At 72.1% G+C, this 22,217-nt stretch carries 20 protein-coding genes; 11 read left to right on the top strand and 9 right to left on the bottom strand.

What is annotated here, in order from left to right; genetic code table 11:
* Positions 1-74 precede the first annotated feature (74 nt).
* The 4 genes from ACFY29_RS12400 (at position 75) to ACFY29_RS12385 (ending at position 2,637) form a co-directional block, all read left to right on the top strand.
* Positions 75-248 carry a CsbD family protein gene (locus ACFY29_RS12400; protein WP_252416040.1) on the top strand — a complete coding sequence of 58 codons (174 nt, stop codon included), beginning with the start codon at positions 75-77 and terminating at the stop codon, positions 246-248.
* A gap of 165 nt (positions 249-413) precedes the next feature.
* Entirely contained in the window at positions 414-761 is a 348-nt protein-coding gene (locus tag ACFY29_RS12395) for an ArsR family transcriptional regulator (protein ID WP_355602098.1), read from the top strand.
* Positions 758-1,036 carry a hypothetical protein gene (locus tag ACFY29_RS12390; RefSeq protein ID WP_386985483.1) on the top strand — a complete coding sequence of 93 codons (279 nt, stop codon included), beginning with the start codon at positions 758-760 and terminating at the stop codon, positions 1,034-1,036. Before ACFY29_RS12395 ends, ACFY29_RS12390 begins: the two co-directional genes overlap by 4 nt.
* A gap of 125 nt (positions 1,037-1,161) precedes the next feature.
* Complete coding sequence (locus ACFY29_RS12385; protein WP_386985481.1) at positions 1,162-2,637, top strand: alpha/beta hydrolase; 1,476 nt, start codon at positions 1,162-1,164, stop codon at positions 2,635-2,637.
* A gap of 128 nt (positions 2,638-2,765) precedes the next feature.
* On the opposite strand, the gene ACFY29_RS12380 is transcribed toward ACFY29_RS12385, so the two are convergent.
* The 8 genes from ACFY29_RS12380 to ACFY29_RS12345 all read right to left on the bottom strand — a co-directional run bounded on the left by ACFY29_RS12380 (position 2,766) and on the right by ACFY29_RS12345 (position 12,534).
* Positions 2,766-4,019 carry an RNA polymerase sigma factor gene (locus tag ACFY29_RS12380; protein WP_386985479.1) on the bottom strand — a complete coding sequence of 418 codons (1,254 nt, stop codon included), beginning with the start codon at positions 4,017-4,019 and terminating at the stop codon, positions 2,766-2,768.
* Entirely contained in the window at positions 4,016-4,372 is a 357-nt protein-coding gene (locus ACFY29_RS12375; RefSeq protein WP_328426259.1) for a YciI family protein, read from the bottom strand. The genes ACFY29_RS12380 and ACFY29_RS12375 overlap by 4 nt, the downstream gene beginning before the upstream one ends.
* A gap of 148 nt (positions 4,373-4,520) precedes the next feature.
* Positions 4,521-5,780 (bottom strand): DUF2786 domain-containing protein, encoded by a 1,260-nt coding sequence (locus tag ACFY29_RS12370; RefSeq protein ID WP_355602106.1) that lies wholly within the window; start codon positions 5,778-5,780, stop codon positions 4,521-4,523.
* A gap of 451 nt (positions 5,781-6,231) precedes the next feature.
* On the bottom strand, positions 6,232-6,561 hold the full coding sequence (locus ACFY29_RS12365) for a hypothetical protein (RefSeq protein WP_386985477.1): 330 nt from the start codon (positions 6,559-6,561) through the stop codon (positions 6,232-6,234).
* Positions 6,562-6,838: 277 nt separating this feature from the next.
* Positions 6,839-7,984 (bottom strand): CaiB/BaiF CoA transferase family protein, encoded by a 1,146-nt coding sequence (locus tag ACFY29_RS12360; protein ID WP_386985475.1) that lies wholly within the window; start codon positions 7,982-7,984, stop codon positions 6,839-6,841.
* Positions 7,981-10,149, bottom strand: a complete 2,169-nt coding sequence (locus ACFY29_RS12355; RefSeq protein WP_386985473.1) for a 3-hydroxyacyl-CoA dehydrogenase NAD-binding domain-containing protein — start codon at positions 10,147-10,149, stop codon at positions 7,981-7,983. The genes ACFY29_RS12360 and ACFY29_RS12355 overlap by 4 nt, the downstream gene beginning before the upstream one ends.
* Positions 10,150-10,163: 14 nt before the next feature.
* On the bottom strand, positions 10,164-11,378 hold the full coding sequence (locus ACFY29_RS12350) for an acetyl-CoA C-acetyltransferase (RefSeq protein WP_386985471.1): 1,215 nt from the start codon (positions 11,376-11,378) through the stop codon (positions 10,164-10,166).
* The gene (locus ACFY29_RS12345; RefSeq protein WP_386985469.1) at positions 11,368-12,534 is read right to left on the bottom strand and encodes an acyl-CoA dehydrogenase family protein; all 1,167 of its coding nucleotides are present in this window, start codon (positions 12,532-12,534) and stop codon (positions 11,368-11,370) included. Before ACFY29_RS12345 ends, ACFY29_RS12350 begins: the two co-directional genes overlap by 11 nt.
* 248 nt (positions 12,535-12,782) lie before the next feature.
* On the opposite strand from ACFY29_RS12345, the gene ACFY29_RS12340 reads away from it, so the two are divergent.
* On the top strand, positions 12,783-14,033 hold the full coding sequence (locus ACFY29_RS12340; RefSeq protein ID WP_386985467.1) for a DUF222 domain-containing protein: 1,251 nt from the start codon (positions 12,783-12,785) through the stop codon (positions 14,031-14,033).
* Between the two features lie 88 nt (positions 14,034-14,121).
* Positions 14,122-14,796 (top strand): TetR/AcrR family transcriptional regulator, encoded by a 675-nt coding sequence (locus ACFY29_RS12335; protein ID WP_386985465.1) that lies wholly within the window; start codon positions 14,122-14,124, stop codon positions 14,794-14,796.
* A 57-nt stretch (positions 14,797-14,853) separates the two neighbouring features.
* Here the strand turns inward: ACFY29_RS12335 and ACFY29_RS12330 are convergent, their stop codons facing one another.
* The gene (locus tag ACFY29_RS12330) at positions 14,854-15,645 is read right to left on the bottom strand and encodes a zf-HC2 domain-containing protein (protein ID WP_386985463.1); all 792 of its coding nucleotides are present in this window, start codon (positions 15,643-15,645) and stop codon (positions 14,854-14,856) included.
* A 72-nt stretch (positions 15,646-15,717) separates the two neighbouring features.
* Between ACFY29_RS12330 and ACFY29_RS12325 the strand changes: the two genes are divergently transcribed.
* The 5 genes from ACFY29_RS12325 to ACFY29_RS12305 all read left to right on the top strand — a co-directional run bounded on the left by ACFY29_RS12325 (position 15,718) and on the right by ACFY29_RS12305 (position 22,161).
* Positions 15,718-16,758, top strand: coding sequence for a TRM11 family SAM-dependent methyltransferase (locus ACFY29_RS12325; protein ID WP_386985461.1), 1,041 nt, complete (start codon positions 15,718-15,720; stop codon positions 16,756-16,758).
* A 549-nt stretch (positions 16,759-17,307) separates the two neighbouring features.
* Positions 17,308-17,397, top strand: coding sequence for a K(+)-transporting ATPase subunit F (gene kdpF, locus ACFY29_RS12320; RefSeq protein ID WP_036390805.1), 90 nt, complete (start codon positions 17,308-17,310; stop codon positions 17,395-17,397).
* Positions 17,397-19,052 carry a potassium-transporting ATPase subunit KdpA gene (gene kdpA / locus ACFY29_RS12315; RefSeq protein ID WP_386985458.1) on the top strand — a complete coding sequence of 552 codons (1,656 nt, stop codon included), beginning with the start codon at positions 17,397-17,399 and terminating at the stop codon, positions 19,050-19,052. The genes kdpF and kdpA overlap by 1 nt, the downstream gene beginning before the upstream one ends.
* Before the next feature lie 20 nt (positions 19,053-19,072).
* The gene (gene kdpB, locus ACFY29_RS12310; protein WP_386985456.1) at positions 19,073-21,280 is read left to right on the top strand and encodes a potassium-transporting ATPase subunit KdpB; all 2,208 of its coding nucleotides are present in this window, start codon (positions 19,073-19,075) and stop codon (positions 21,278-21,280) included.
* Positions 21,280-22,161 (top strand): potassium-transporting ATPase subunit C, encoded by an 882-nt coding sequence (locus ACFY29_RS12305; protein ID WP_386985454.1) that lies wholly within the window; start codon positions 21,280-21,282, stop codon positions 22,159-22,161. The genes kdpB and ACFY29_RS12305 overlap by 1 nt, the downstream gene beginning before the upstream one ends.
* Positions 22,162-22,217: the final 56 nt, after the last annotated feature.

Here is a 22,217-nt window from a genome sequence, read left to right as displayed (position 1 = left end):
ATCGTAAATGGTTGGGCCGTCCGTGGCGGGGGTACTGCTGATGGCGTAGCGACGCTCGCAATGGAGGTTCGCAAATGGGTATCGACGACAAGATCAACAACGCCAGCGAGGACGCGGCCGGCAAGATCAAGGAAGGCGCCGGCCGGGCCACCGACAACGAGCGCCTCGAGGCCGAGGGTCGCAATGACCAGGCCGGGGCCAAGCTCAAGCAGGCGGGCGAGAAGATCAAGGACGCCTTCAAGAGCTGACGTACAACGCACTCCACACGCCGGGCCGGTGATCGATCACCGGCCCGGCGTGCTGTCTGTCCGACCCCGTGTGGTGACCCTGAGATCCCCCTGATCCCGTCCGGAACCCCTGGCCTCCGTGCGCCATCACCCGCTAACTTCTGTTCGCATGTGCAAGGGCTGGTTATGAGTGCTGGTCCGCCGCCGACCGGCGACGACCTGGTCCGGGTGCTGGCCACCCTGGCCAACCCGCACCGGCTGCGGATCGTCGCGGCGCTGGCTCGGGAGCGCGCCTACGTCAGCGGGCTGGCCCGGCAACTGGGCATCAGCCGGGCGCTGTTGCAGGTCCACCTACGGAAGCTGGCGGCGGCCGGGCTGGTCACCGCCAGCATGGAGTTGTCGGAGGACGGAAAGGCCATGAACTACTACGAGGTGGAGCCGTTCGTGCTCACACTCACCCCCGAGATCATCGCGGCGGCGGTCGAGACGCTGACCGTGCCCGACTCGGCCGAGCAGCCCGGAGCGGACCGATGACCGGGATGAGCGACCACGACTGGACCGAAGTGGTCGGCGCGATCGGCATCTTCGCCCTGCTGATCACCGTGTTCGCGGTAACCGTCGTCCAGATCTCCAAGACCCGACGGGCCCGGCTCGAATCGGCCCGCTCAGACGACTACCGCCGGCTCGCCGAGACGGCCGCCCAGGCGCAGGCGGAGAACTCCCGTCTACTCGCGGCGCTGGACGGCCGGCTGGGCGGAATGGAATCCCGGATGACCACACTCGAACGCGTCCTGCGCGAGGTCGACTGACCCCGGCGGACCAGAGACCCCGGGCCGTCGAGCGGCTACTCGACGGCCCGGATGGAAGTAGCACCACCTCGCCCAGTGGGCGAGTTCTTCCCGGTGACGCTCCTTCGAGGAGAGGACAGCACTTGATGCTGCGTGTACGCAAATCCGCCGTCGGCTGGGCGGTCGCCCTGGCCATCACGGCCACCGCCCTGGCCCCGGCCAGCCCGGCCACCGCCCGACCCCAACCGCCGCCGAGCATCGACTGGCAGCCGTGCCCCAAGGACGCCACCGCTGAGTGCGGCACTCTGTCGCTGCCGGTGGACTGGCGCCAGCCCCGGGGGGAGCGGTTCGACCTGGCGCTGGCCCGCCGGGTCGCCACCGATCCGGCCGCCCGCACCGGCACCCTGGTGTTCGGTCCTGGTGGGCCGGGCGACAGCGGAGTCGACCGGGTGGTGACCGGCAGTTCACGGTTCAGCGCCGAGCTGCGCCGCCGATTCGACATCGTCAGCTTCGACCCACGCGGCACCGGCCGCAGCCACCCGGTGATCTGCTCCAGGGACCTGCTCGCCCGGCAACCGCAACTGATCGCCGACCAGGCTCAGTTCGACGCCACGCTGGCCAACAACGCGCTGCTGCGGGTCGACTGCCGGGCCCGCACCGGGCCGCTCTACGACCACGTGGACACCACCAGTGCCGCCCGCGACCTCGACGCGGTCCGCGCCGCGCTGGGCGAGCGGCGGCTGACCTTCCACGGCAGCTCGTACGGCACCCTGCTCGGCACCCGGTACGCCGAGCTGTTCCCCGACCGGGTCCGGGCCGTGGTGCTGGAGGCCGCGATGGACCACAGCGTCGACACCCGCGCCTTTCTCGACACCCAGGCGGTCACCACGGAAGGCGCGTTCGACGAGTTCGTGGCCTGGTGTGCCGGGTCCGACGGCTGCGTCCTCAACGGGCGGGACGTCCGTGCGGTCTGGGCAGGGTTGCACGGCCGGGCCGAGCGTGGCGCGCTGACCGACCCGGACCGAGGTGGGGCCGTGTTGCCCCCGTTCGAGCTGAGCCGCCTCGCCCACCGGAAGCTCTACGAGACGCGGTGGTGGCCGGAACTGGCCGAGTGGATCGTGAAACTGGAGGCCGCCACCACCACGCCGAGCGTCGGCCCGCCGGCCGGCACGCCGACGGACGATGCCGTGGCTCCGTACCCCTTCGCGGTCTTCTGCCAGGACTGGAGCCTGCCCGTCCGCGACTATCGCGAGTACGCCGGACACCTGGGCCGGATGGCCCGGCTCGCTCCCGACCTGCGCTACCCGCCGGCCCTGTTCGCCCTCGTCACCTGCCTGGGCACCCCGACGCCGGTCGCCAACCCGCAGCACCGCCTGCGGGTACGCACCGACGTGCCGCTGCTGATCGCCGCCACCGTGCACGACCCCGCCAGCGGCTACAACTGGGCCACCAACGTGGCGCGACAACTGGGTAGGCACGGCGTGCTGCTCACCTACCAGGGGTGGGGGCACGGCAGCTACACCACCAGCCCGTGCGTGGGGCAGGCCGTTGACTCCTATCTGATCGACGGAGTGGTGCCCGGCCCCGGCACCCGCTGCCCGGCCATCGAGCCCGAGGTGTGACCGTGCGCCGTCGCCGTCGGGTGGTCAGCTCCGCCCGACGGCCGGCGGCGTGACCGCCGGCCGGGAGACCGGCAGTCCGGGCGGGTCGACGACGGCCGGACCAACCGCACCGCTGGCCACCGCCGGCCTCATCGGTGCCCCGCCAGTCGGGCGGCCCGCAGCTCCAGGTACCGCTGCTCGGGCAGGCTGGTGGTGCCCCGCGCCGCCGCCAGGTACGCGTCACGCGCCGCGCCTGGCTCGCCGGCCAGCTCCAGCAGGTGGGCCCGGACCGCGGCGAGCCGGTGGTGCCCGGCGGTGCGCTCGTCGGCATCCAGGGGTGTGAGTAGGGCCAGCCCGGCCAATGGCCCGTCCACCATGGCCACCGCCACCGCCTGGTTGAGGGTGACCACCGGGTTCGGTGCGATCCGGGCGAGCAGCCGGTAGAGCGCGACGATCTGCGGCCAGTCCGTCACCGCTGCCGTCGGCGCCTCGGCGTGCACCGCGGCGATCGCCGCCTGGAGCTGGTACGGGCCGGGCGGCGACCAGGTCAACGCCTCGGTGATCAGCGCGATCCCCTCCGCGATGGCCGTCCGGTCCCAGAGTGTGCGGTCCTGCTCGGCCAGCGGCACCAACTCCCCGTCCGGGCCGACCCGGGCCGCCCGGTGCGCGTCGGTGAGCAGCATCAGCGCCAGCAGTCCGGCCACCTCGCCCTCGTCCGGCAGCAGCCCGTGCAGGATGCGGGCCAGCCGGATCGCCTCGCCGGTGAGTTCGGCCCGGTGCAGGTCCGGCCCGCTGGACGCGGTGTACCCCTCGTTGAAGATCAGGTAGAGCACCCGGAGCACCGTGCGCAGCCGCTCGTGCCGCTCATCCGGTGCGGGCATGGTGAACCGGGCGCCGGCGACCTCGATCCGCTGTTTGGCCCGGCGGATCCGCTGGCTCATCGTCGCCTCCGGCACCAGGTGCGCCCGGGCGATCTGTGCGGTGCTGAGACCGCCGACCGCGCGCAGGGTGAGCGTCACCTGCGCCGTGGGGGTCAGCGCCGGGTGGCAGCAGAGGAACAGCAGGGTGAGCGTGTCGTCGGCGTCCGCCACCGCCGGCTCCGCGTCGGCCGCCGGCGCCACCCCGGCGTACGCCGGCTCGCGCAACGCCACCGCCACCTCGCGGTCCCGGCGGGCGCTTTCGCTGCGCCACTCGTCGGTGAGCCGGCGGGTCGCGACGGTGAGCAGCCAGGCGCGGGGATTGTCCGGTACGCCCTGGCCGGGCCACTGCGTGGCGGCGGCGAGCAGCGCCTCCTGGACCGCGTCCTCGCACCGGTCGAACTGGCCGTGCCGACGGACCAGCAGGCCGAGGAGCTGCGGCGCGAGCGTGCGCAGCAGCTCCTCGACCGTCCGGTCCTCGGTCACATCTCCGTCCCGGCCTGGTTCATGATCGGGCGAACCTCCATGGCGCCGCCGAAGCGCACGTCCGGCCAGCGGGCGGCGATCTCGGCGGCCCGCTCGGGGGTGTCGCAGTCGACGGTCAGGTAACCGGCGAACTGCTCCTTGCTCTCCATGAACGGCCCGTCGATGACCTCCGGGTGGCCGCCAGCGAGCCGGACCGTCAACGTCTGCGACGGGTTGGCGAGCGCCTGCCCGTCGACCAGCTCGCCGGTCTCGGTCAGCTCCTTCATGATCTCGTCGACCTCGCCGAACAGGACGGTGCGCTCCCGCTCGGACAGCTCCTCGGTGAAGCCGGGCCGGTTCCAGATCAGCAGCATGTACTTCACGGCGATGCTCCTCAGGTCCTGGTCGCGCCCCGGCCGGGGCGCGGCTCACCGGAGGGTCGGAACCGAAACTCCGTTCCCTACCGACTACCGAAGAACATCGCAGAATTTTTTCGACGGTGGCGGTCCCACACCGGGCGGGTCAGCGCGGGTCGGGCCGGCCGGGTACCTGTCGGGGTGGTGGTCGCCCGCCGCCGACGTCCAGCGACGCCCGGTCGGCGGCAGAGGTGCCGGACGACCAGCCCTCGGCGTCGCGGACGCTGAGGCGGTGCCGGGTGACGCCGGGGAAGAGCGTGTCCAGGCGCTCCCGGACCGCCTCGCCGCGTGCCGCGAGCACCGGTAGCAGCCGCTCCGGGCCGGCCGTCTCGGCCGCCGCCCGGTCCGCCGCGTCGGTGGCCGCCCGTAGCCGCTCGCCGATCCGCAGCGCGAACGCGTTGAGGAAGGACTCGTCCCAGACGCGGGTCCGCCGCCCGGCCCCGGGCCGGCGCTCGGCCCGTCCGCGCAGCATCGCGGCGGTGGCCTGGACCAGCAGCGAGGTGTACAGCAACTCCACCGCCACCAGGTCGGCCGGCCAGCCCAGCACGGTGGCGAAGCCGAGGTCGTCGGACCAGACCGCCTCGCACCGGTTCGCCGCCGCCACCTCCTGCACCAGGAGCGCCTTGGCCCCCGCGTACGGGGATTCGGTGCCGAGCCGCACCCCGCCGGGCAGGTCGCCACGATCGGCCCCGGCGGCCAGCAGCGCCTCGTCGATGCTGTGCCGGGCGATCAGCTCCTGCGCCTTGCCGGTCAACGCCTCGGCCTCGGCCGGGAAGGTGGTCGACTCGGCCTTGGCCAGCAGCGCCCGTACCCGGTCGAGCATCGGTGACCCACTGCGGGCCCGGCCGGCCGGTCGGCTGGCGGCCGCCGCGCCGGTCGTGCCGGGTGGCGGGCGCAGCACCGCGATGGGCGGCAGGCTCTCCACCAGCACCAGGGTGTCCACCGCCACGCGTAGCGCGTCGACCCGGTCCAGCCCTTCCCGGGCGGACCAGCCGGCCAGCATGCCACGGTCGTCGTCCCACCAGACCTCGACGGCCAGCTCGCCCAGCTGCTCGTCCCACCAGTCCGGGACCGGCCCGGCCTGGTCGCGCCGCTGGGCGGCCATCGCGTCCCGGACCAGCCGGGCCTGGCGTGCTCCGAGCCGCCGGGTGGTGAGCCGGTCCAGGTCCACCGGCTGCCAGCCGCGTGGCCAGAGCCGCCCCACGCTGCGGACCAGGCGACGCAGCAGCGCCACGTCCACCGCCGCCGTGCCGTCCGCCGCGCCGGTGCCGACCATCAGCCGGTCCAGCTGCCGTTCGGCCTGGCGTACGTCGGTGCCGCGCACCGCTGCGAGCGCGTCGGCGACGAGTTCCTCTGCGTCCGGCACGGGCACCTCCTTCTCGGGTTCCGCTGCCGGCGAGGCTTCCGGCCCGACCCCAGCTCCATGATCATGCCGTTAGCCGGGGCGGAGGCGCGAAACGGGGATGTTGTCGCCCCGCGGACGGCAAGCACCGCGTGATCAACACGAGGTCAGGGAAGTCGTGGCATCCGGCCAGGTCGGACCCCCCGATGTCGCCGATCTCGTGTCGATCTTGGTCGGTGCCGTGCCGCGCGGACCAGGGCGATCAGCTCGGCGGCGTGCAGCAGCCCGTCGGAGAGCAGCGCCACAAGCACCCTCCCGCTCGGCCTCACCGATCGGGACCCGGCGGCGTTCCGCTCCGCCGCCCAGCTCATGTACTACGGCGGCGACGTAGCGGAGCTCCTGCTGGCCATCGCCCTCTTCGCCACCTGGTACCACCGCCCCACCCACCCCCGGTCGGCCCGACCACCTCGGTTGATCAAGAGGTTTGCGTCACGAAAAGGCGCTTCCTTGACGCAAACCTCTTGATCAACCCCGAGGGCCCGGGGGTTAGGCGCGCGCTGTTAGGGCGGTAGAGAGGTGGGTTAGGAATGCGGATGTTCTCCTCGCTGTGGTGTGTCTCGGCCTCGTCGTTGAGTGGGCCAGGGTGGCGCAGCGCCTGATCGAGCGCATCGAGCGTCTCAATCCGGTCGCCCGGGTAGAGGCTGCCGGTCAACCCGTCGGCGACCCGGGTCACCACCGTGTCGTCAAGCGTCTGGTCGAACTGGATCCCGTAGAGGATTCCGTTGACGTGGCCCTTCCAACTCATGCTTGTCGACTCCCCTGAAAGAACTGGCTGCCGTCCTCGCCAGACTGGGCGGCGGCGATGAGCGTCGCCAGTTTGGCAGCGCGGGTGGGATGGGCGTGGCCGTCCATGCGACGCGGCCCGCCAGGTGCTCGACGAACGCCGGGTGCCCGGCCCGGTTCTGGGTGTCCAGGCCGGGCGGGCGGCGTTGTGCAGGATGGCCCGCAGCCGGTCGTACTCGGCGCGCGGCACGGCCGGCGACAGTGCGCGGCCGCCGGGCGGGCCCGTGGCCCGCCGGGGCTCACTGCCAGTCGGTGAGGATCGTGTCGACCGGCAGGACGTCCCGCTCCGGGTCCGGTGCTGGGGTTGGCTGGCCGGTCGGCGTCCGGTCGAAGCGGGGTGCCGGGGCCGGCTGGATCTCGCCGCCCACGTCGACGAAGGTGCCCCGGGCGGCGTTGTGCGGATGCCGGTGTGCCTCGCGGGGGGCGAGCACCGGCGCGACGCAGGCGTCCAGGTCGGCGAAGACGGCCGTCCACTCGTCGCGGGTCCGCTCGGCGAAACGCTCGGTGAAGCGCCGGCACAGCTCGTCCCAGCCGCTCGGGTCGTACTGGGCGGGCAGGTCCGCCTCGTCGGCGAGGCCGAGGCCGGTCAGCAGCTCGGCGTAGAAGGCCGGCTCCATCGCGCCGACGGCCATGAAGCCGCCGTCGGCGGTGCGGTACGTGTCGTAGAACGGCGCCCCGCCGTCGAACATGTTGTGTCCGCGCGGCGCGGCCCACAGGCCGGTGCTGAGCAGCCCGTGCAGGAACGCGGTGAGCAGCGCCGAGCCGTCCACCATCGCCGCGTCGACCACCTGGCCGGCACCGGAGCGTTCCCGTTCCAGCAGCGCGGCCAGCACTCCCACGGCGAGCAGCATGCCGCCCCCGCCGAAGTCGCCGAGCAGGTTCATCGGCGCGTACGGGCGCTCGCCGGCCCGACCCAGTGGCTCCAGCGCACCGGCCACCGCGATGTAGTCGATGTCGTGCCCGGCCCGGGGCGCCAGCGGCCCGTCCTGGCCCCAGCCGGTCATCCGCGCGTACACCAGCCGGGGGTTGCGGGCCTGGCAGACCTCGGGCCCGAAGCCCAGCCGCTCGGCCACCCCCGGCCGGTACGCCTCGACCAGCACGTCCGCCCGCTCGACCAGGCGCAGCAGGTCCGCCACCCCGGTCGGGGACTTCAGGTCCAGCGCGGTGACCCGCCGGCCGCGCTGCAACGGCCCGCCGGTCGGCGCGGCCAGCCGCCCCGCACCCGGGCCGCCCGGCCGGTCCACCCGCACCACGTCCGCGCCGAGGTCGGCGAGCACCATGCAGCCGAATGGCGCCGGGGCCAGGCTGGCCAGCTCGACCACCCGCACCCCGGCCAGCGGCCCGCCGCGCGCAGACCCGCCCGCCGGCTCGTTGGACGTCGTCATGCGGCGCTCACCGTTTCGACGGGGCGGGTGGCCGAGGCGGCGAGCCGGTCGGCCAGGTTGTCGGGGGGCGTGAACCGGTCGCCGTAGCGGGCGGCCAGCTCGGTGGCGCGGGCCGCGAAGCCGGCCGGGCCGCCCGCGTACTGCCGGACGTATCGGATCACCCCGCCGGTCCAGGCAGGGAAGCCGATGCCGAAGATCGAGCCGATGTTGGCGTCGGTCTCGGTCCGCAGCACCCCCTCGTCGAGGCAGCGCAGCGCGTCGAGCGCCTCGGCGAAGAGCATCCGCTCCTGGAGATCGGTGAACGGCACGGCACGGCCCGCGTCGGTGGTCAGGTCGGCGAGACCGGTCCACAACCGGCCCCGAGTGCCGTCGTCGTACCCGTAGAAGCCGCGCCCGGCGGCACGCCCCGGCCGGTCGTACGCGTCGACCAGCTCGTCCACGAGCCGGTGCGCCGGCAGTGGCAGGAAGCCTTCGCCGGCCGCCTCGAACTGTCGACGGATCCGCTGGATCAGGGTGAGGCTCACCTCGTCGGCCAGCGCCAGCGGCCCGGTCGGGTAGCCGGCCTGCAGGGCGGCCTGCTCCACCGAGGCGGCCGGCACCCCCTCGGCGACCATGCCGACCGCCTCGTCGATGAACCGGCCGATCACCCGGCTGGTGAAGAAGCCCCGGCCGTCGTTGACCACGATCGGGGTCTTGCCGATCCGCCGGCCCAGGTCGAACGCCCGGGCCAGCGCGGTGTCGCTGGTCCGCTCGCCGACCACGATCTCCAGCAGCGGCATCCGGTCCACCGGGGAGAAGAAGTGCATGCCGATGAAGTCGTCCGGCCGGTCCACCCCGGCGGCCAGACCGGTGATCGGCAGGGTGGAGGTGTTGGAGGCGAGCAGCGCGTCCGGCGCCAGCACCGGCAGCACCTCGGCGAAGACCGTCCGCTTCAGCGCCGGGTCCTCGAAGACCGCCTCGATCACCGCGTCGCAGCCGGCCAGCGCGTCCACCTGGTCGGTGGTGGTGATCCGGTCCAGCACGGCCCGGGCGTCGGCCTCCGTCGCGCGGCCCTTGCGGACCTTCCGGGCCAACAGCCGCTCGGCGTGCTCCCGGGCCCGGCCAGCGGCCTCCGGCGAGACATCCCGGACCACCACGTCCAGCCCGGCGCTGGCGCAGGCGTACGCGATGCCCGCGCCCATCATGCCGGCGCCGAGCACCGCCACCCGGCGCACCGGGGAGACGGTGACTCCGGACGGTCGGGCCGCCCCGCCGTTGACCGCCTTCAGGTCGAAGAAGAACGCGCCGATCATGTTCTTGGCGACCTGCCCGGTGAGCAGGCCGATCAGGTGCCGGGTCTCCACGGTGAACGCGGTCTCCAGGTCGACCTGCGCCCCCTCGACGGCGGTGGCCAGGATCGCCTCGGGTGCGGGCAGCCGGGCACCTTTGAGCTGCTTGCGCAGGGTCGCCGGGAAGGCCGGCAGCTGGGCGGCCAGCGACCGGCTGGCCGGGCTGCCGCCGGGCATCCGGTAGTCCGGTCGATCCCACGGCTGGGCCGGGTGGGGGTTGGCGGCGATCCAGGCGCGGGCCCGGTCCAGCATCTCCTCCGGGGTGGCCACCACCTCGTCCACCAGCCCGGCGGCCAGCGCGTCGGCCGGGCGCATCCGCCGGCCGGTGAGCAGCACCGTGGTCAACGCCCCGGCCAGGCCGAGCATCCGTACCGTCCGGGTGACGCCGCCAGCGCCGGGCAGCAGCCCCAGGGTCACCTCGGGCAGCCCGAGTCGGCTGCCGGGCGCGTCCAGCGCGACCCGGTGGTGGCAGGCGAGCGCGATCTCCAGGCCGCCGCCGAGCGCCGAGCCGTTGACCGCGGCGACCACCGGCCGGCCCAGCGTCTCCAGCCGGCGCAGGTCCCGCTTGATGGTGCCGAGCAGCTCGGCCAGCGCGGGCGCGTCGGCGCGGGTCGCCCGGACCATCTCCGGCAGATCGCCGCCGGCGAAGAAGGTCGACTTCGCGCTGGTCACGATGACCCCGGTCAGATCGTCGCGCTCGGCCTCCAACCGGTCCAGTACCGCGCTCATCGACGCGGCGTACGCCCGGTTCATGGTGTTGGCGGACTGGTCGGGGTCGTCCAGGGTGAGCGTGACGATGCCGTCGGCGCCGCGGTCGTACCGGATGGTGTCGGTCATGGTCGTCCTCCGGGTCAGCAGCGCTCGATGACGGTGGCGACGCCCATGCCGCCGCCGATGCAGAGGGTCACCACGGCGCGGCGCAGGTCACGGCGCTCCAGCTCGTCCAACGCGGTGCCGAGCAACATCGCACCGGTGGCGCCGAGCGGGTGGCCGAGGGCGATCGCACCGCCGTTGACGTTCACCCGGTCCGGGTCCAGGCCCAGGTCGCGGACGTACTTGAGCACCACCGCGGCGAACGCCTCGTTGATCTCGAACAGGTCGATGTCGGCGAGGGTCAGCCCGGCGGCGGCGAGCGCCTTGTGGGTGGCCGGGATCGGGCCGGTCAGCATCAGCGTCGGATCGGCGCCGGTGACCGCCGCGCCGACGATCCGGGCGCGCGGGGTGAGGCCCAGGTCCCGGCCCACCTCCGCCGAGCCGATCAGCACCAGCGCCGCGCCGTCCACGATGCCGGACGAGTTGCCGGCGTGGTGGACGTGCTCGATCGCCTCCAGCCAGTGGAACTTCTGCAACGCCACCGCGTCGAAGCCGGCCGCCTCGCCCATCGTGGCGAAGGACGGGGTGAGCCGGCCCAGCGCGTCCCGGGTGGTCTCCGGGCGGAGGTGCTCGTCCACAGTGAGGATGTCCAGCCCGTTGCCGTCGCGTACCGGCACCACCGAGCGGGCGAAGTGCCCGCCGGCCCACGCCTTGGCGGCCCGCTCCTGCGAGCGCAGCGCGTAGCCGTCCACGTCGTCGCGGGTGAAGCCCTCCAGGGTGGCGATCAGGTCGGCGCTGACGCCCTGCGGCACGAACGAGGTGGCCAGCGCGGTCTGCGGGTCGGTGGCCCAGGCCGCGCCGTCGGAGCCCATCGGCACCCGGGACATCGACTCCACCCCGCCCGCGAGCAACAGGTGCTCCCAGCCGGAGCGGATCCGCGCGGCGGCGGCGTTGACCGCCTCCAGCCCGGACGCGCAGAACCGGTTGAGCTGCACCCCGCCCACCTGGTCGGGCAGCCCGGCCAGCAGCGCGGCGGCCCGGGCCAGGTCGCCGCCCTGCTCACCCACCGGGGTGACGATGCCGAGCAGCAGGTCCTCCAGCCGGTCGACGTCCAGGCCGGGGTTGCGCTCGCGCAGCGCGTCGATCAGGCCGACCACCAGGGAGATCGGCTTGACCCCGTGCAGCGCGCCGGTGTCCCGGCCGCGTCCGCGCGGGGTGCGGACCGCGTCGTAGACGTACGCCTCAGAGGGCACGGGCGATCAGCTCCTTCATGATCTCGTTGGTGCCGCCGTAGATCTTCTGGACACGGGCGTCGGCGTACATCCGGGCGATCGGGTACTCGGTGGTGTAGCCGTAACCGCCGAAGAGTTGCAGGCAGCGGTCGATGACCTCGCACTGGCCGTCGGTGAGCCACCACTTCGCCATCGCGGCGGTGGCCACGTCCAGGTCGCCGCGGGTGTGCCGGACGATGCAGTCGTCCAGGAAGACCCGGCTGACCCGGGCGCGGGTGGCGCACTCGGCGAGCACCATCCGGGTGTTCTGGTGGCCCATCAGCGGCTTGCCGAAGGCGGTGCGCTCCCTGGTGTACGCGACGGTCAGCTCGACGGCGCGTTCCATGGCGGCGACCGCGCCGACGCTGATCACCAGTCGTTCCTGCGGAAGCTGCTGCATGAGCTGGATGAAGCCCAGCCCTTCGGCACCGCCGAGCAGGTTGTCCGCCGGCACCCGGAACTCGTCGAAGAACAGTTCGGCGGTGTCGTTGGCGTGCAGACCGATCTTGGACAACAGCCGGCCCCGACGGAAGCCCGCCGGGTCGCCCCCGACCTCGCAGACCAGCAACGAGACACCGGCCGCCCGCTGCTCGGGGTCGGTCTTCACGGCCACGATGATCAGATCCGCGAGCCCGCCGTTGGTGATGAACGTCTTCGCGCCGGTGACCAGATAGTCATCGCCGTCGCGGATCGCCCGGGTACGCATCGCCTGGAGGTCGGAGCCGCCGTCCGGCTCGGTCATCGCGATCGCGCCGACTAACTCACCGCTGCACAGGCCAGGCAGCCAGCGCCGCTTCTGCTCCTCGCTGCCGTACGCCACCAGATAGCCGGTGACGATGCCACTGTGGACGGCCAGCCCGAGGCTGCCCTCCCCGGTGTACGCCTGCTCGTGCAGCAGGACCGCCTCGTGGGTGAACCCGCCGCCTCCGCCGCCGTACTCCTCCGGCACGGAGAGGCCGAGCAGCCCCAGCTCACCGGCGCGCCGGTAGTGATCGCGGTCCGGATGGCCCTGCGCCAGCAGCCGGTCGGCGTGCGGCAGCACGTCCTTGGTGAAGAAGGTGCGGGCCAGATCGGCCAGGTCGTCGTGCTCCGGTTCGCGCCAGGGCGAGGGGGGACCGTCGGATGCGAGCGTCGGCATGTGCATCACCCTCGCGCGCTGTTGACGGCATGTCAATAAGTCTCGATCAACAGTCGTCCGTCCCCGGGTGCCGGACGCTGGGCAGCGCCGGCCGAAGGAAGACGCTGGGCGATCGCAGTCCGCCCGATCGCACTCCAGAACCCGAATCGGCGGGAACGCGGCGACCGAGTGGGCCAGCCCGCGGCGGCATGCCTGCGGCGGGACCCGGCGCCGCCGAAATTGTCGTACGTATGTTCTAGTCTCGCCTGGTGGTCGACGAGTTGGCGCAGGCAGAAGCCGCAGTAGCGGCGTGCGTTGACACGGCCACCTGGGCCATGTCGGAGTCGGATCTGGTCGCGGTGATCGACGCGTCGCATCGCCTTCAGCAGCGGTTGGCAGCGGTGCAGTTGGCGGCCGTGCGGGATTTGGACGGGCGTGGCACGGCGGTTGCGCAGGGCGCCTCGTCGACTGCTGTGTGGCTGCGAGAGCGGTTGCGGCTCACCGTCCCCGCTGCCCGCCGACTGGTCGACCTCGCTGCGGCGCTGGACGCCGGCGCCTCGGGCGTGCGTGGTGCGCTCGCCTACGGAAGCATCACCGTGGAACAGGCCCGGGTCATCGCCGACACGGTCGCGACCGTGTCGGCCTCGGCCGGTGTCGAGGCCGCCGACAAGGCCGTCGGCGTGCTGGTCGACTGGGCCGGGCAGTTCGACCCGACGCTGCTGCGCAAACTCGGCGGTCGGATTCTCGAGCATGTCGCCCCTGAGGTCGCCGACGCCGCAGCCCGGGCCGGGTTGGAGACGGAGGCCCGCCGGACTGCCCGGGACCGGCACGTCACCATAAGCGAGCAGTCCGATGGTCGGCTGCGCCTGGCCGGCAGCCTCGACACCGAAGCCGCCGCAGTGCTGCGCGCCGTCATCGACCCGCTCAGCGGGCCCGCTGGGCCGGATGACACTCGCACCCCGGGGCAGCGTCGTCACGACGCGCTCGCCGACGTGTGTCGACTCGCGCTGCGCACGGGTGAGTTGCCCGAGCACGGTGGCGACCCGGCGCAGGTCGTGGTCACCACCGCGTACGACACCTTGCTCAAGGACCTCGACGCGGGTGCTCTCGACACCGGTCTCGCGCTCACGTCGGAGGCGGTGCGCCGCCTGGCCTGCGACGCGAGCATCCTGCCTGCCGTGCTCGGCGGCGCGGGTCAGGTCCTCGACATGGGCCGGCAACGCCGCCTCATCACCGGTCCCCTGCGGCGGGCCCTGGTGCTGCGCGATCACGGCTGCGCTTTTCCAGGTTGTGACCGTCCACCACGCTGGTGCGACGCCCACCACATCCGCCACTGGGCCGACGGCGGTCCCACCAGTCTTACGAACGCGGTGCTGCTCTGCGGCCATCACCACCGGCACATCCATCACAGCGACTGGACCGTCCGGCTTGGCGGCGATGGTCACCCGGAGTTCGTGCCCCCAGCCTGGCTCGATCCGGATCAGCTACCCCGCCGCAACCACTACCACCATCGCACGTAACACCCGGCCGTTCACCAGCACGCATCATCGATCAACCAGAGGCTGAACTCGTAGGCCGACGTCGTGAGCTGCCGATAGGGTCGGGCAGATGATTGTCGAGACCGCTCCGCGCCGCCGCCGGTTGGAGCCGGATGCCCGGCGTGGGCAGATCCTGGCCTGCGCGGTCCGGCTGTTCGGCGAGCGCGCGTACCCGGATGTGTCGACCACCGACATCGCCCGGGAGGCGGGTGTCGCGCGCGGCCTGGTCAACCACTACTTCGGCACCAAGAAGGACCTCTACCTGGAGGTCGTCCGGGTCATGGTGACCATCCCGGAGGTAGCCCTGGAGCGGCTGCCCAAGGGAGACCTGCGGTCCCGGGTCGACGCCAGCGTCTCCTGGTTCCTCGACGTGGTCTCCCGGCACGGCACCTCCTGGCTGGCCGCTGTCACCGCCCGGGGGATGGGCGGCGACGCCGACGTGGAGCGGGTGCTCGCCGAGGCCGAGGAGGTCGCCGCCGACCGGATGCTGGTCGCCGTCGGCCTGGCGGACGAGGCGGAGCACCGCGAGGAGCTGCGCGGGATGGTCCGGGCGTACGGCGGGCTGGCCACCTCGACCGCCCGGGAGTGGCTCCAACGCGGCGCGCTGACCCGCGACCAGGTGCACCTGCTGCTCACCACCACGCTGCTGGCCATCGTCGAACAGGTCATCCCGGCGGCCATCGCAGGCGGCGGCCAGGCTGGCGCGACGGAGACGACCCGGCCCGCTCAACCGATGTCTTCCTGACGTCTGGCCCACAGACCGACCATGGCCGCGCCGGTTGACCGGGCGCACGGCCGACGCTCAGGCGGCCCGTCGGTCGGTGGACCGTGCGGCCGGGGCGGCGCGGCGCTCGGCGGCCTGTGCCGGGTACGGCTCGGACCGGACCACCCGCAGCGGCCGGTCGACCTCGTCCGCCCGGAACCGCCAGCGCGACGGCGCGGGCTGGCGCTGCGGCGCGGGGCCTCCGGGGCGCAACCCGGGCCGGGACAGCAGCACGGTGATCAGGTAGCCGATCACCAGGAAACCGTGGCTGACCAGCCGCTCCCCGCTCACCGTTCCGGTGGCCAGGTCGTTGACCGAGAGCAGCAGCAGCGTGCCGACGAACGCGCTGAGCATTGGCAGCAGGCCGGCCGGCGGGCTGCGGCGCACCGCCACGAAGAGGAAGCCGGCGCCCACCGCCACGTTCCACGCGGCCGACTCGTGCCACAGGTGCTGACCGGCCGGGTGCAGGTGATCGGCGGCCGTGCCCCGGCCCACCTGGGCCAGGCCGAGCACCAACTGCACCGCCCCGAGCAGCCCGAGCGCCCCGCGCAGCCCGGTGACCAGTCGGCCCCGCCCGGCCGCCCCGGGCCACCACCGCCACCGACGGGCCGGCGGCGCGGCAGCGGCGGCGGCGAGGATCGCCTCCGTCCGGTCGGGCGGTTCGGTGACCAATCGGGTACGCACCCGACGGGTCACCCCGGCCGCCGCCGTGAACCAGGCCCGGCACTCGGCGCACCCGTCCAGGTGCCGCTGAGCCGCCGCCCGTTCCTCGGCGGTCTCCTCGCCGTCCAACTGCGCGGACAGGACCTCCCGCCACTGCTCACACCCCATGTAGGGGTAGTCGGTCCGGCCGCCACTCCGGTTCCCGGCGGCTGTGGCCCGTTATGGAATACTCGCCCGATCATGACGCGCTACGGCCTGCTGATCCTGCCCTCCACCAACCGGGTGTACGCCCGCTCCGCCGTCGACCTCACCCGGGCCGAGCTGGAGATCTTCGGCCGTTCGGCGCTCGACGGCCGGATCGGCGAGCTGGACACCGCGACGGTCGGCGGTGCCAGCTACGTCACCTTCACCGGCGACGGGCTGACCGAGCGGGACCTGGCCGTGCTGGGCAATCTCTCCGCCGGGTACGCGCTGTTCGAGTTCGTCGGCGAGCTGTTGCGCCCGATCGAGTGGAGCCGGCTGGACCGCTACGACGATGACCTGATCACCATCCAGAAGTACCCGGGCAAGACCAACGAGCAGTTCACCAAGCTGCTGCTCAACGTCACGTTGCTCGCCTCGGACTGGGCCGCTGAGCTGACCAGCCGCCGGTTCCGGGTGCTCGACCCGCTCTGCGGTCGCGGCACCACCCTCAACCAGGCGCTGATGTACGGCTTCGACGCCGCCGGGATGGACCGCGACCAGAAGGATGTCGAGGCGTACCGGGCGTTCATCACCACCTGGCTGAAGCAGAAGCGGATCAAGCACCGGGTGCTGGAGTCGGGGCCGGTGCGCCGGGAGCGCAAGGTGGTCGGTCGCCGGGTGCGGATCGAGCTGGCCCCCACGCGCGAGGCGCACAAGGCCGGCGACCTCCAACTGCTGGACGTGGTCAACGCCGACACCACCCGTGCGAACGAGTTCTTCCGCCCGGAGACCGTCGACCTGGTCGTCGCGGACGCCCCGTACGGCGTCCAGCACGGCAGCCGGACGGCCGATCACGGGCTGACCCGGGACCCGCTGGCGCTGCTCGCCGACGCCGCGCCGGTCTGGGCGCGGCTGTTGCGCCCCGGTGGAGCGCTCGGCATCTCCTGGAACACCCACGTGGCCAGCCGGGACGACGCCGCGGCGGCACTGGCCGCGGCCGGCCTGACCGTGGTCGACGCGGAGCCCTACCGCGCGCTGCGCCACCGCGTCGACCAGTCGATCATGCGTGACGTGCTGGTGGCCCGCCGCCCGGCCTGACCGGCCGCCGCACCACACCCGCCACAACGGCTCCTGTCCTCGATCTCGGCTGCGTCGCTCACAAGACACCGCACCGCCAGTCTCGGTGATGGCCCACACCCGCCACAGCACTCCGTCGCACCACCGCGTCCGCACATGCCGACCCGCGAGGTGTCGCCCGCGGGCTGTCCGCCTGCCCTCGTATTGCCAGATCTGCACAAGAACAAGGAAAGTGTCGCCTCGTGCGCGTGGGAGGCGACTACTTCCCTGAAGTTGTGCGGACCTTGAACGTTGGCCCGTCTGCGCCCTGCCGAGAGCTTTGTGCCGCGTTTCACCTGTTCAGGTGGCGATGTGAAAACCGCGTCAATAAATGGTTCGCCTCCGTCATGGTCGCGTTATGACCCCTGCCATTCGCGAGGTGGTGGGGCTTTGATTGCCCGGCGCGACCGGGAGGCGGTCGCGGCGAACTTTCCCGGTATGAGGAGTCAGCGTGTCTGACGTGGTGTTCGTGATCCTGACGGTGGCGCTGTTCGCAGTGCTCGCCCTGGTGGTCCGGGCGGTGGAGAAGCTGTGAACGCGGTCAATGCCGTCGGTCTGGTGCTCGCGATCGTCCTGGGCGCGTTCCTGGTGTTCGCCCTGTTGTTTCCGGAGCGCTTCTGATGACCATGACAACAGCGGGCGTCATCTTCGTGCTGGCGCTGGTGGCGGCCCTGGTCGCCGTCTACAAGCCGTTCGGCGACTACATGTTCCGCGCGGTCTCCGGCACCCGGCAGTCCCGGGTCGAGCGGGGGATCTACCGTCTGGTCGGGGTAAACCCGGCCGCCGAACAGACCTGGGGCGTGTACGCCCGCAGCGTGCTGGCGTTCTCCGGGATCTCGATCCTGTTCCTGTACCTGTTCCAGCGGGTGCAGAACCACCTGTGGCTGTCGCTGGGCTTCGACTCGGTCGTGCCGCACGGCGCGTGGAACACCGCCGTGTCGTTCGTGACCAACACCAACTGGCAGTCGTACTCGGGTGAGTCGACGATGGGCCACCTGGTGCAGATGGCCGGTCTGGCGGTGCAGAACTTCGTCTCGGCGGCGGTCGGCATCGCGGTGGCGGTGGCGTTGCTGCGGGGGTTCGCCCGCAGCCGTACCGGGCAGCTCGGCAACTTCTGGGTCGACCTGACCCGGATCACGCTGCGGATCCTGCTGCCGATCGCGGTGCTCGGCGCCATCGCGCTGATGATCGGCGGGGTGGTGCAGAACCTCTCGGCCGGCACCGACGTGACCACGCTGACCGGCGGCACCCAGACCATCACCGGCGGGCCGGTTGCCAGCCAGGAAGTGATCAAGGAGCTGGGCACCAACGGTGGCGGCTTCTACAACGTCAACAGCGCCCACCCGTTCGAGAACCCCACCACGTGGACGAACTGGATCGAGATCTTCCTGATCTTCGTGATTCCGTTCAGCATGCCCCGGGTCTTCGGCCGGATGGTGGGGCAGAACCGCCAGGGCTACGCCATCGCCGCGGTGATGGCCATCCTCGCGTTCGCCAGCGTGGTCATCACCAACGTCTTCGAGTTGGCCGGCCACGGCACGGTGCCGCAGGCGGTCGGCGCGGCGATGGAGGGCAAGGAGGTTCGGTTCGACGTGTCGAACTCGGCCACCTTCGCCGCGGCCACCACGCTGACCTCGACCGGTGCGGTGAACTCGTTCCACGACTCGTTCACCTCGCTCGGCGGCATGATGACCATGTTCAACATGATGCTCGGCGAGGTGGCTCCGGGCGGTACCGGTTCCGGTCTCTACGGCCTGCTCATCCTCGCGGTGATCACGGTCTTCGTGGCCGGCCTGATGGTGGGCCGTACCCCGGAGTACCTGGGCAAGAAGATCGGCTCGCGGGAGATCAAGTTCGCCTCGCTGTACTTCCTGATCACGCCGATCCTGGTGCTGGTCGGCACGGCGGCGGCGTTCGCCACCGGTAACAACTCCACCGCGCTCAACGTCGGTCCGCACGGCCTCTCCGAGGTGCTCTACGCGTTCACCTCGGCCAGCAACAACAACGGCTCCGCGTTCGGCGGCATCACCGTCAACACCACCTGGTGGGACACCGCGCTCGGGCTGTGCATGTTGCTGGGCAGGTTCCTGCCGATCATCTTCGTGCTTGCGTTGGCCGGTTCGTTGGCCCGCCAGGCACCCACCCCCGCGTCCGAGGGCACCCTGCCGACCCACCGACCGCTGTTCATCGGGATGGTCGTCGGCGTAACGGTGATCCTCGTCGCGCTGACCTTCCTGCCCGCACTCGCGCTCGGCCCGCTGGCAGAGGGGCTCTGACCATCATGAGGAACGAGGACATGTCCGTCACCTCCGTGACATCCGGGACCGGCGAGCAACCGACCGCCGGCACCCCGGCCACCCAGGGCAACCGGGTCGGCGGGGGACTGCTCGACCCCAAGCAGCTGATCCGGTCCCTGCCGGACGCCGCGCGCAAGCTCAACCCGGGCACGCTGTGGCGCAACCCGGTGATGCTGATCGTGGAAGTCGGCGCGGCCTTCACCACCGTCCTGGCGGTGACCGACCCGTCGGTGTTCGCCTGGGCGATCACCATCTGGCTCTGGCTGACCGTGCTCTTCGCCAACCTGGCCGAGGCGGTCGCCGAGGGTCGGGGCAAGGCCCAGGCTGCCGCGTTGCGGCAGGCCAAGCAGGACACCATCGCCACCCGGTTGGTCGACTGGTCGCCGGGCGCCCGAGCCAACACCTACCGGGACGAGGCGGTGCCCGCGCCGCAGCTACGCCAGGGCGACATCGTGCTGGTCGAGGCGGGCGGCATCATCCCCGGTGACGGCGACATCGTCGAGGGCATCGCCAGTGTCGACGAGTCGGCCATCACCGGCGAGTCGGCCCCGGTCATCCGGGAGTCCGGTGGCGACCGCAGCGCGGTCACGGGCGGCACCAAGGTGCTCTCCGACCGGATCGTCGTGAAGATCACCCAGAAGCCGGGGGAGAGCTTCATCGACCGGATGATCGCCCTGGTCGAGGGTGCCAACCGGCAGAAGACGCCGAACGAGATCGCGCTGAACATCCTGCTCGCCGCGCTCACGATCATCTTCCTGCTGGCCGTGGTCACCCTTCAGCCGCTGGCCATCTTCTCCAAGGCGTACCAGGCGGCCGCGCCGGACAGCGGCGCGATCACCGACTCCGGTGTCACCGGCGTGGTGCTGATCTCGCTGCTGGTCTGCCTCATCCCGACCACGATCGGTGCGCTGCTCTCCGCCATCGGCATCGCCGGCATGGACCGGCTGGTGCAGCGCAACGTCCTGGCCATGAGCGGCCGGGCCGTCGAGGCGGCCGGCGACGTCAACACCCTGCTGCTGGACAAGACCGGCACCATCACGCTGGGCAACCGGCAGGCCGCCGAGTTCGTACCGGTCGAAGGGGTGACGGCCGCGACCCTGGCCGACGCCGCGCAACTGTCCAGCCTGGCCGACGAGACCCCGGAGGGGCGCTCGGTGGTGGTGCTGGCGAAGAACGAGTTCGGGCTGCGCGAGCGCGAGCCCGGCGTGATGCCGCACGCCACCTTCGTACCGTTCACCGCGCAGACGCGGATGAGCGGCGTCGACATGGCCCCGGAGGCCAGCGTGGACGCCGGGGCGGCCGGAACGGGGCGCCGGGTCCGCAAGGGCGCCGCCGCAGCGGTCATGAAGTGGGTCCGCGAGAACGGCGGGCACCCGACCGAGCAGGTCGGCGAGATCGTGGACGGCATCAGCAGCACCGGCGGCACGCCGCTGGTCGTCGCCGAGCACGTCGACGGTGAGCCGGCTCGCGCGCTGGGCGTCATCCACCTCAAGGACGTCGTCAAGTCCGGCATGCGGGAGCGGTTCGACGAGATGCGCCGGATGGGCATCCGGACCGTGATGATCACCGGCGACAACCCGCGTACCGCGAAGGCGATCGCCGACGAGGCCGGGGTCGACGACTTCCTGGCCGAGGCGACGCCGGAGGACAAGCTCGCGCTGATCAAGCGGGAGCAGGAGGGTGGCCGGCTGGTCGCCATGACCGGCGACGGCACCAACGACGCACCGGCGCTCGCCCAGGCCGACGTCGGGGTGGCCATGAACACCGGTACGTCGGCCGCCAAGGAGGCCGGCAACATGGTCGACCTCGACTCCGACCCGACCAAGCTCATCGAGATCGTGGAGATCGGCAAGCAGTTGCTGATCACCCGGGGCGCGCTGACCACGTTCAGCATCGCCAACGACATCGCGAAGTACTTCGCGATCATCCCGGCCATGTTCGCCGGCCTCTACCCGAGCCTGGACGCGCTGAACATCATGCGGCTGTCCAGCCCGGAGTCGGCGATCCTGTCCGCGGTCATCTTCAACGCCCTGGTGATCATCGCGCTGATCCCGCTCGCCCTCCGTGGCGTGCGGTACCGGCCGGCCGCCGCGTCGAAGCTGCTCAGCCGCAACCTGTGGCTGTACGGACTGGGCGGCATCATCGTGCCGTTCATCGGGATCAAGCTCATCGACCTGCTCATCCAGTTCATCCCGGGGATTTCGTGATGCGCCTACCCAACTGGCTCGCCCAACACCTCGCCGCCCTGCGCGCCGTGCTCGTCTTCACGGTGCTGCTCGGGCTGGTCTACCCGCTGGCCCTGGTCGCGGTTGGCCAGCTGCCCGGCCTCAACCACAAGGCCGACGGCTCGCTGATCGACGAGGGCGGGACGACGGTCGGCAGCTCACTGATCGGTCAGTCCTTCACCGACGCCGACGGCAACCCCGTCCCGCGTTACTTCCAGTCCCGCCCGTCGGCAGCCGGCGACGGCTACGACCCGACCTCCACCTCGGCCAGCAACCTGGGCCCGGAGAGCGTGGTCGACACCATCGCCAGCGACCCGGAGGAGTCCAGCGAGAGCCTGCTCACCCAGGTCTGCGGGCGCAGCAAGGAGGTCGGCGAGCTCAACGGCGTCGACGGTGGGCGCCCCTTCTGCACCACCGAGGGCGTGGGTGCCGTGCTAGCGGTCTTCCGCGCGGACGGTCTGACCGGCCCGGTCACCCGGGTGGTCAGCGTCAACCAGGTCGCCCCGACCACCCCGTTCGTCGCCTCGTACCAGGGGGTGCCGGTGGAGCTGGCGCAGCCCGACGAGGACTACGTGGCCGCTGGCGGGGTGGTCACCCCGATCCGCGGCAACGCGCCCGCCGACCCGGCGGTGCCCGCCGACGCGGTCACCGCGAGCGGCAGCGGCCTCGACCCGCAGATCAGCCCGGCGTACGCCGAGTTGCAGGTGAACCGGGTCGCGCGGGAGCGCGGCGCGGACCCGGAGGCGGTCCGCCGGCTGGTGGACGAGCACACTACCGGGCGAGGACTCGGCTTCATGGGCGAGCCGGGAGTCAACGTGCTGGAGCTCAACATCGCGCTGGACAAGCAGTTCGCGGCGCGCTGAGCAAGCCCTGAGTACGACACCGGGCGAGGCCGTTCCACGGGGACGGCCTCGCCCGG

Source organism: Micromonospora sp. NPDC000668, assembly GCF_042897975.1.
In the GTDB taxonomy this organism is placed as follows: Bacteria; Actinomycetota; Actinomycetes; order Mycobacteriales; family Micromonosporaceae; genus Micromonospora.
The sequence above is the reverse complement of the archived record's forward strand: the minus strand, read 5'-3'. Positions and strand labels throughout refer to the sequence as shown.

Bases quoted from the DNA above. Each gene is read 5' to 3' on its own strand.
- ACFY29_RS12400 (WP_252416040.1), top strand. From the start codon at position 75: ATGGGTATCGACGACAAGATCAACAACGCCAGCGAGGACGCGGCCGGC.
- ACFY29_RS12395 (WP_355602098.1), top strand. From the start codon at position 414: ATGAGTGCTGGTCCGCCGCCGACCGGCGACGACCTGGTCCGGGTGCTG.
- ACFY29_RS12390 (WP_386985483.1), top strand. From the start codon at position 758: ATGACCGGGATGAGCGACCACGACTGGACCGAAGTGGTCGGCGCGATC.
- ACFY29_RS12385 (WP_386985481.1), top strand. From the start codon at position 1,162: ATGCTGCGTGTACGCAAATCCGCCGTCGGCTGGGCGGTCGCCCTGGCC.
- ACFY29_RS12375 (WP_328426259.1), bottom strand. From the start codon at position 4,372: ATGCTGCTGATCTGGAACCGGCCCGGCTTCACCGAGGAGCTGTCCGAG.
- ACFY29_RS12365 (WP_386985477.1), bottom strand. From the start codon at position 6,561: ATGAGTTGGAAGGGCCACGTCAACGGAATCCTCTACGGGATCCAGTTC.
- ACFY29_RS12360 (WP_386985475.1), bottom strand. From the start codon at position 7,984: ATGACGACGTCCAACGAGCCGGCGGGCGGGTCTGCGCGCGGCGGGCCG.
- ACFY29_RS12355 (WP_386985473.1), bottom strand. From the start codon at position 10,149: ATGACCGACACCATCCGGTACGACCGCGGCGCCGACGGCATCGTCACG.
- ACFY29_RS12345 (WP_386985469.1), bottom strand. From the start codon at position 12,534: ATGCCGACGCTCGCATCCGACGGTCCCCCCTCGCCCTGGCGCGAACCG.
- ACFY29_RS12335 (WP_386985465.1), top strand. From the start codon at position 14,122: ATGATTGTCGAGACCGCTCCGCGCCGCCGCCGGTTGGAGCCGGATGCC.
- ACFY29_RS12330 (WP_386985463.1), bottom strand. From the start codon at position 15,645: ATGGGGTGTGAGCAGTGGCGGGAGGTCCTGTCCGCGCAGTTGGACGGC.
- ACFY29_RS12325 (WP_386985461.1), top strand. From the start codon at position 15,718: ATGACGCGCTACGGCCTGCTGATCCTGCCCTCCACCAACCGGGTGTAC.
- kdpA (WP_386985458.1), top strand. From the start codon at position 17,397: ATGACCATGACAACAGCGGGCGTCATCTTCGTGCTGGCGCTGGTGGCG.
- kdpB (WP_386985456.1), top strand. From the start codon at position 19,073: ATGTCCGTCACCTCCGTGACATCCGGGACCGGCGAGCAACCGACCGCC.
- ACFY29_RS12305 (WP_386985454.1), top strand. From the start codon at position 21,280: ATGCGCCTACCCAACTGGCTCGCCCAACACCTCGCCGCCCTGCGCGCC.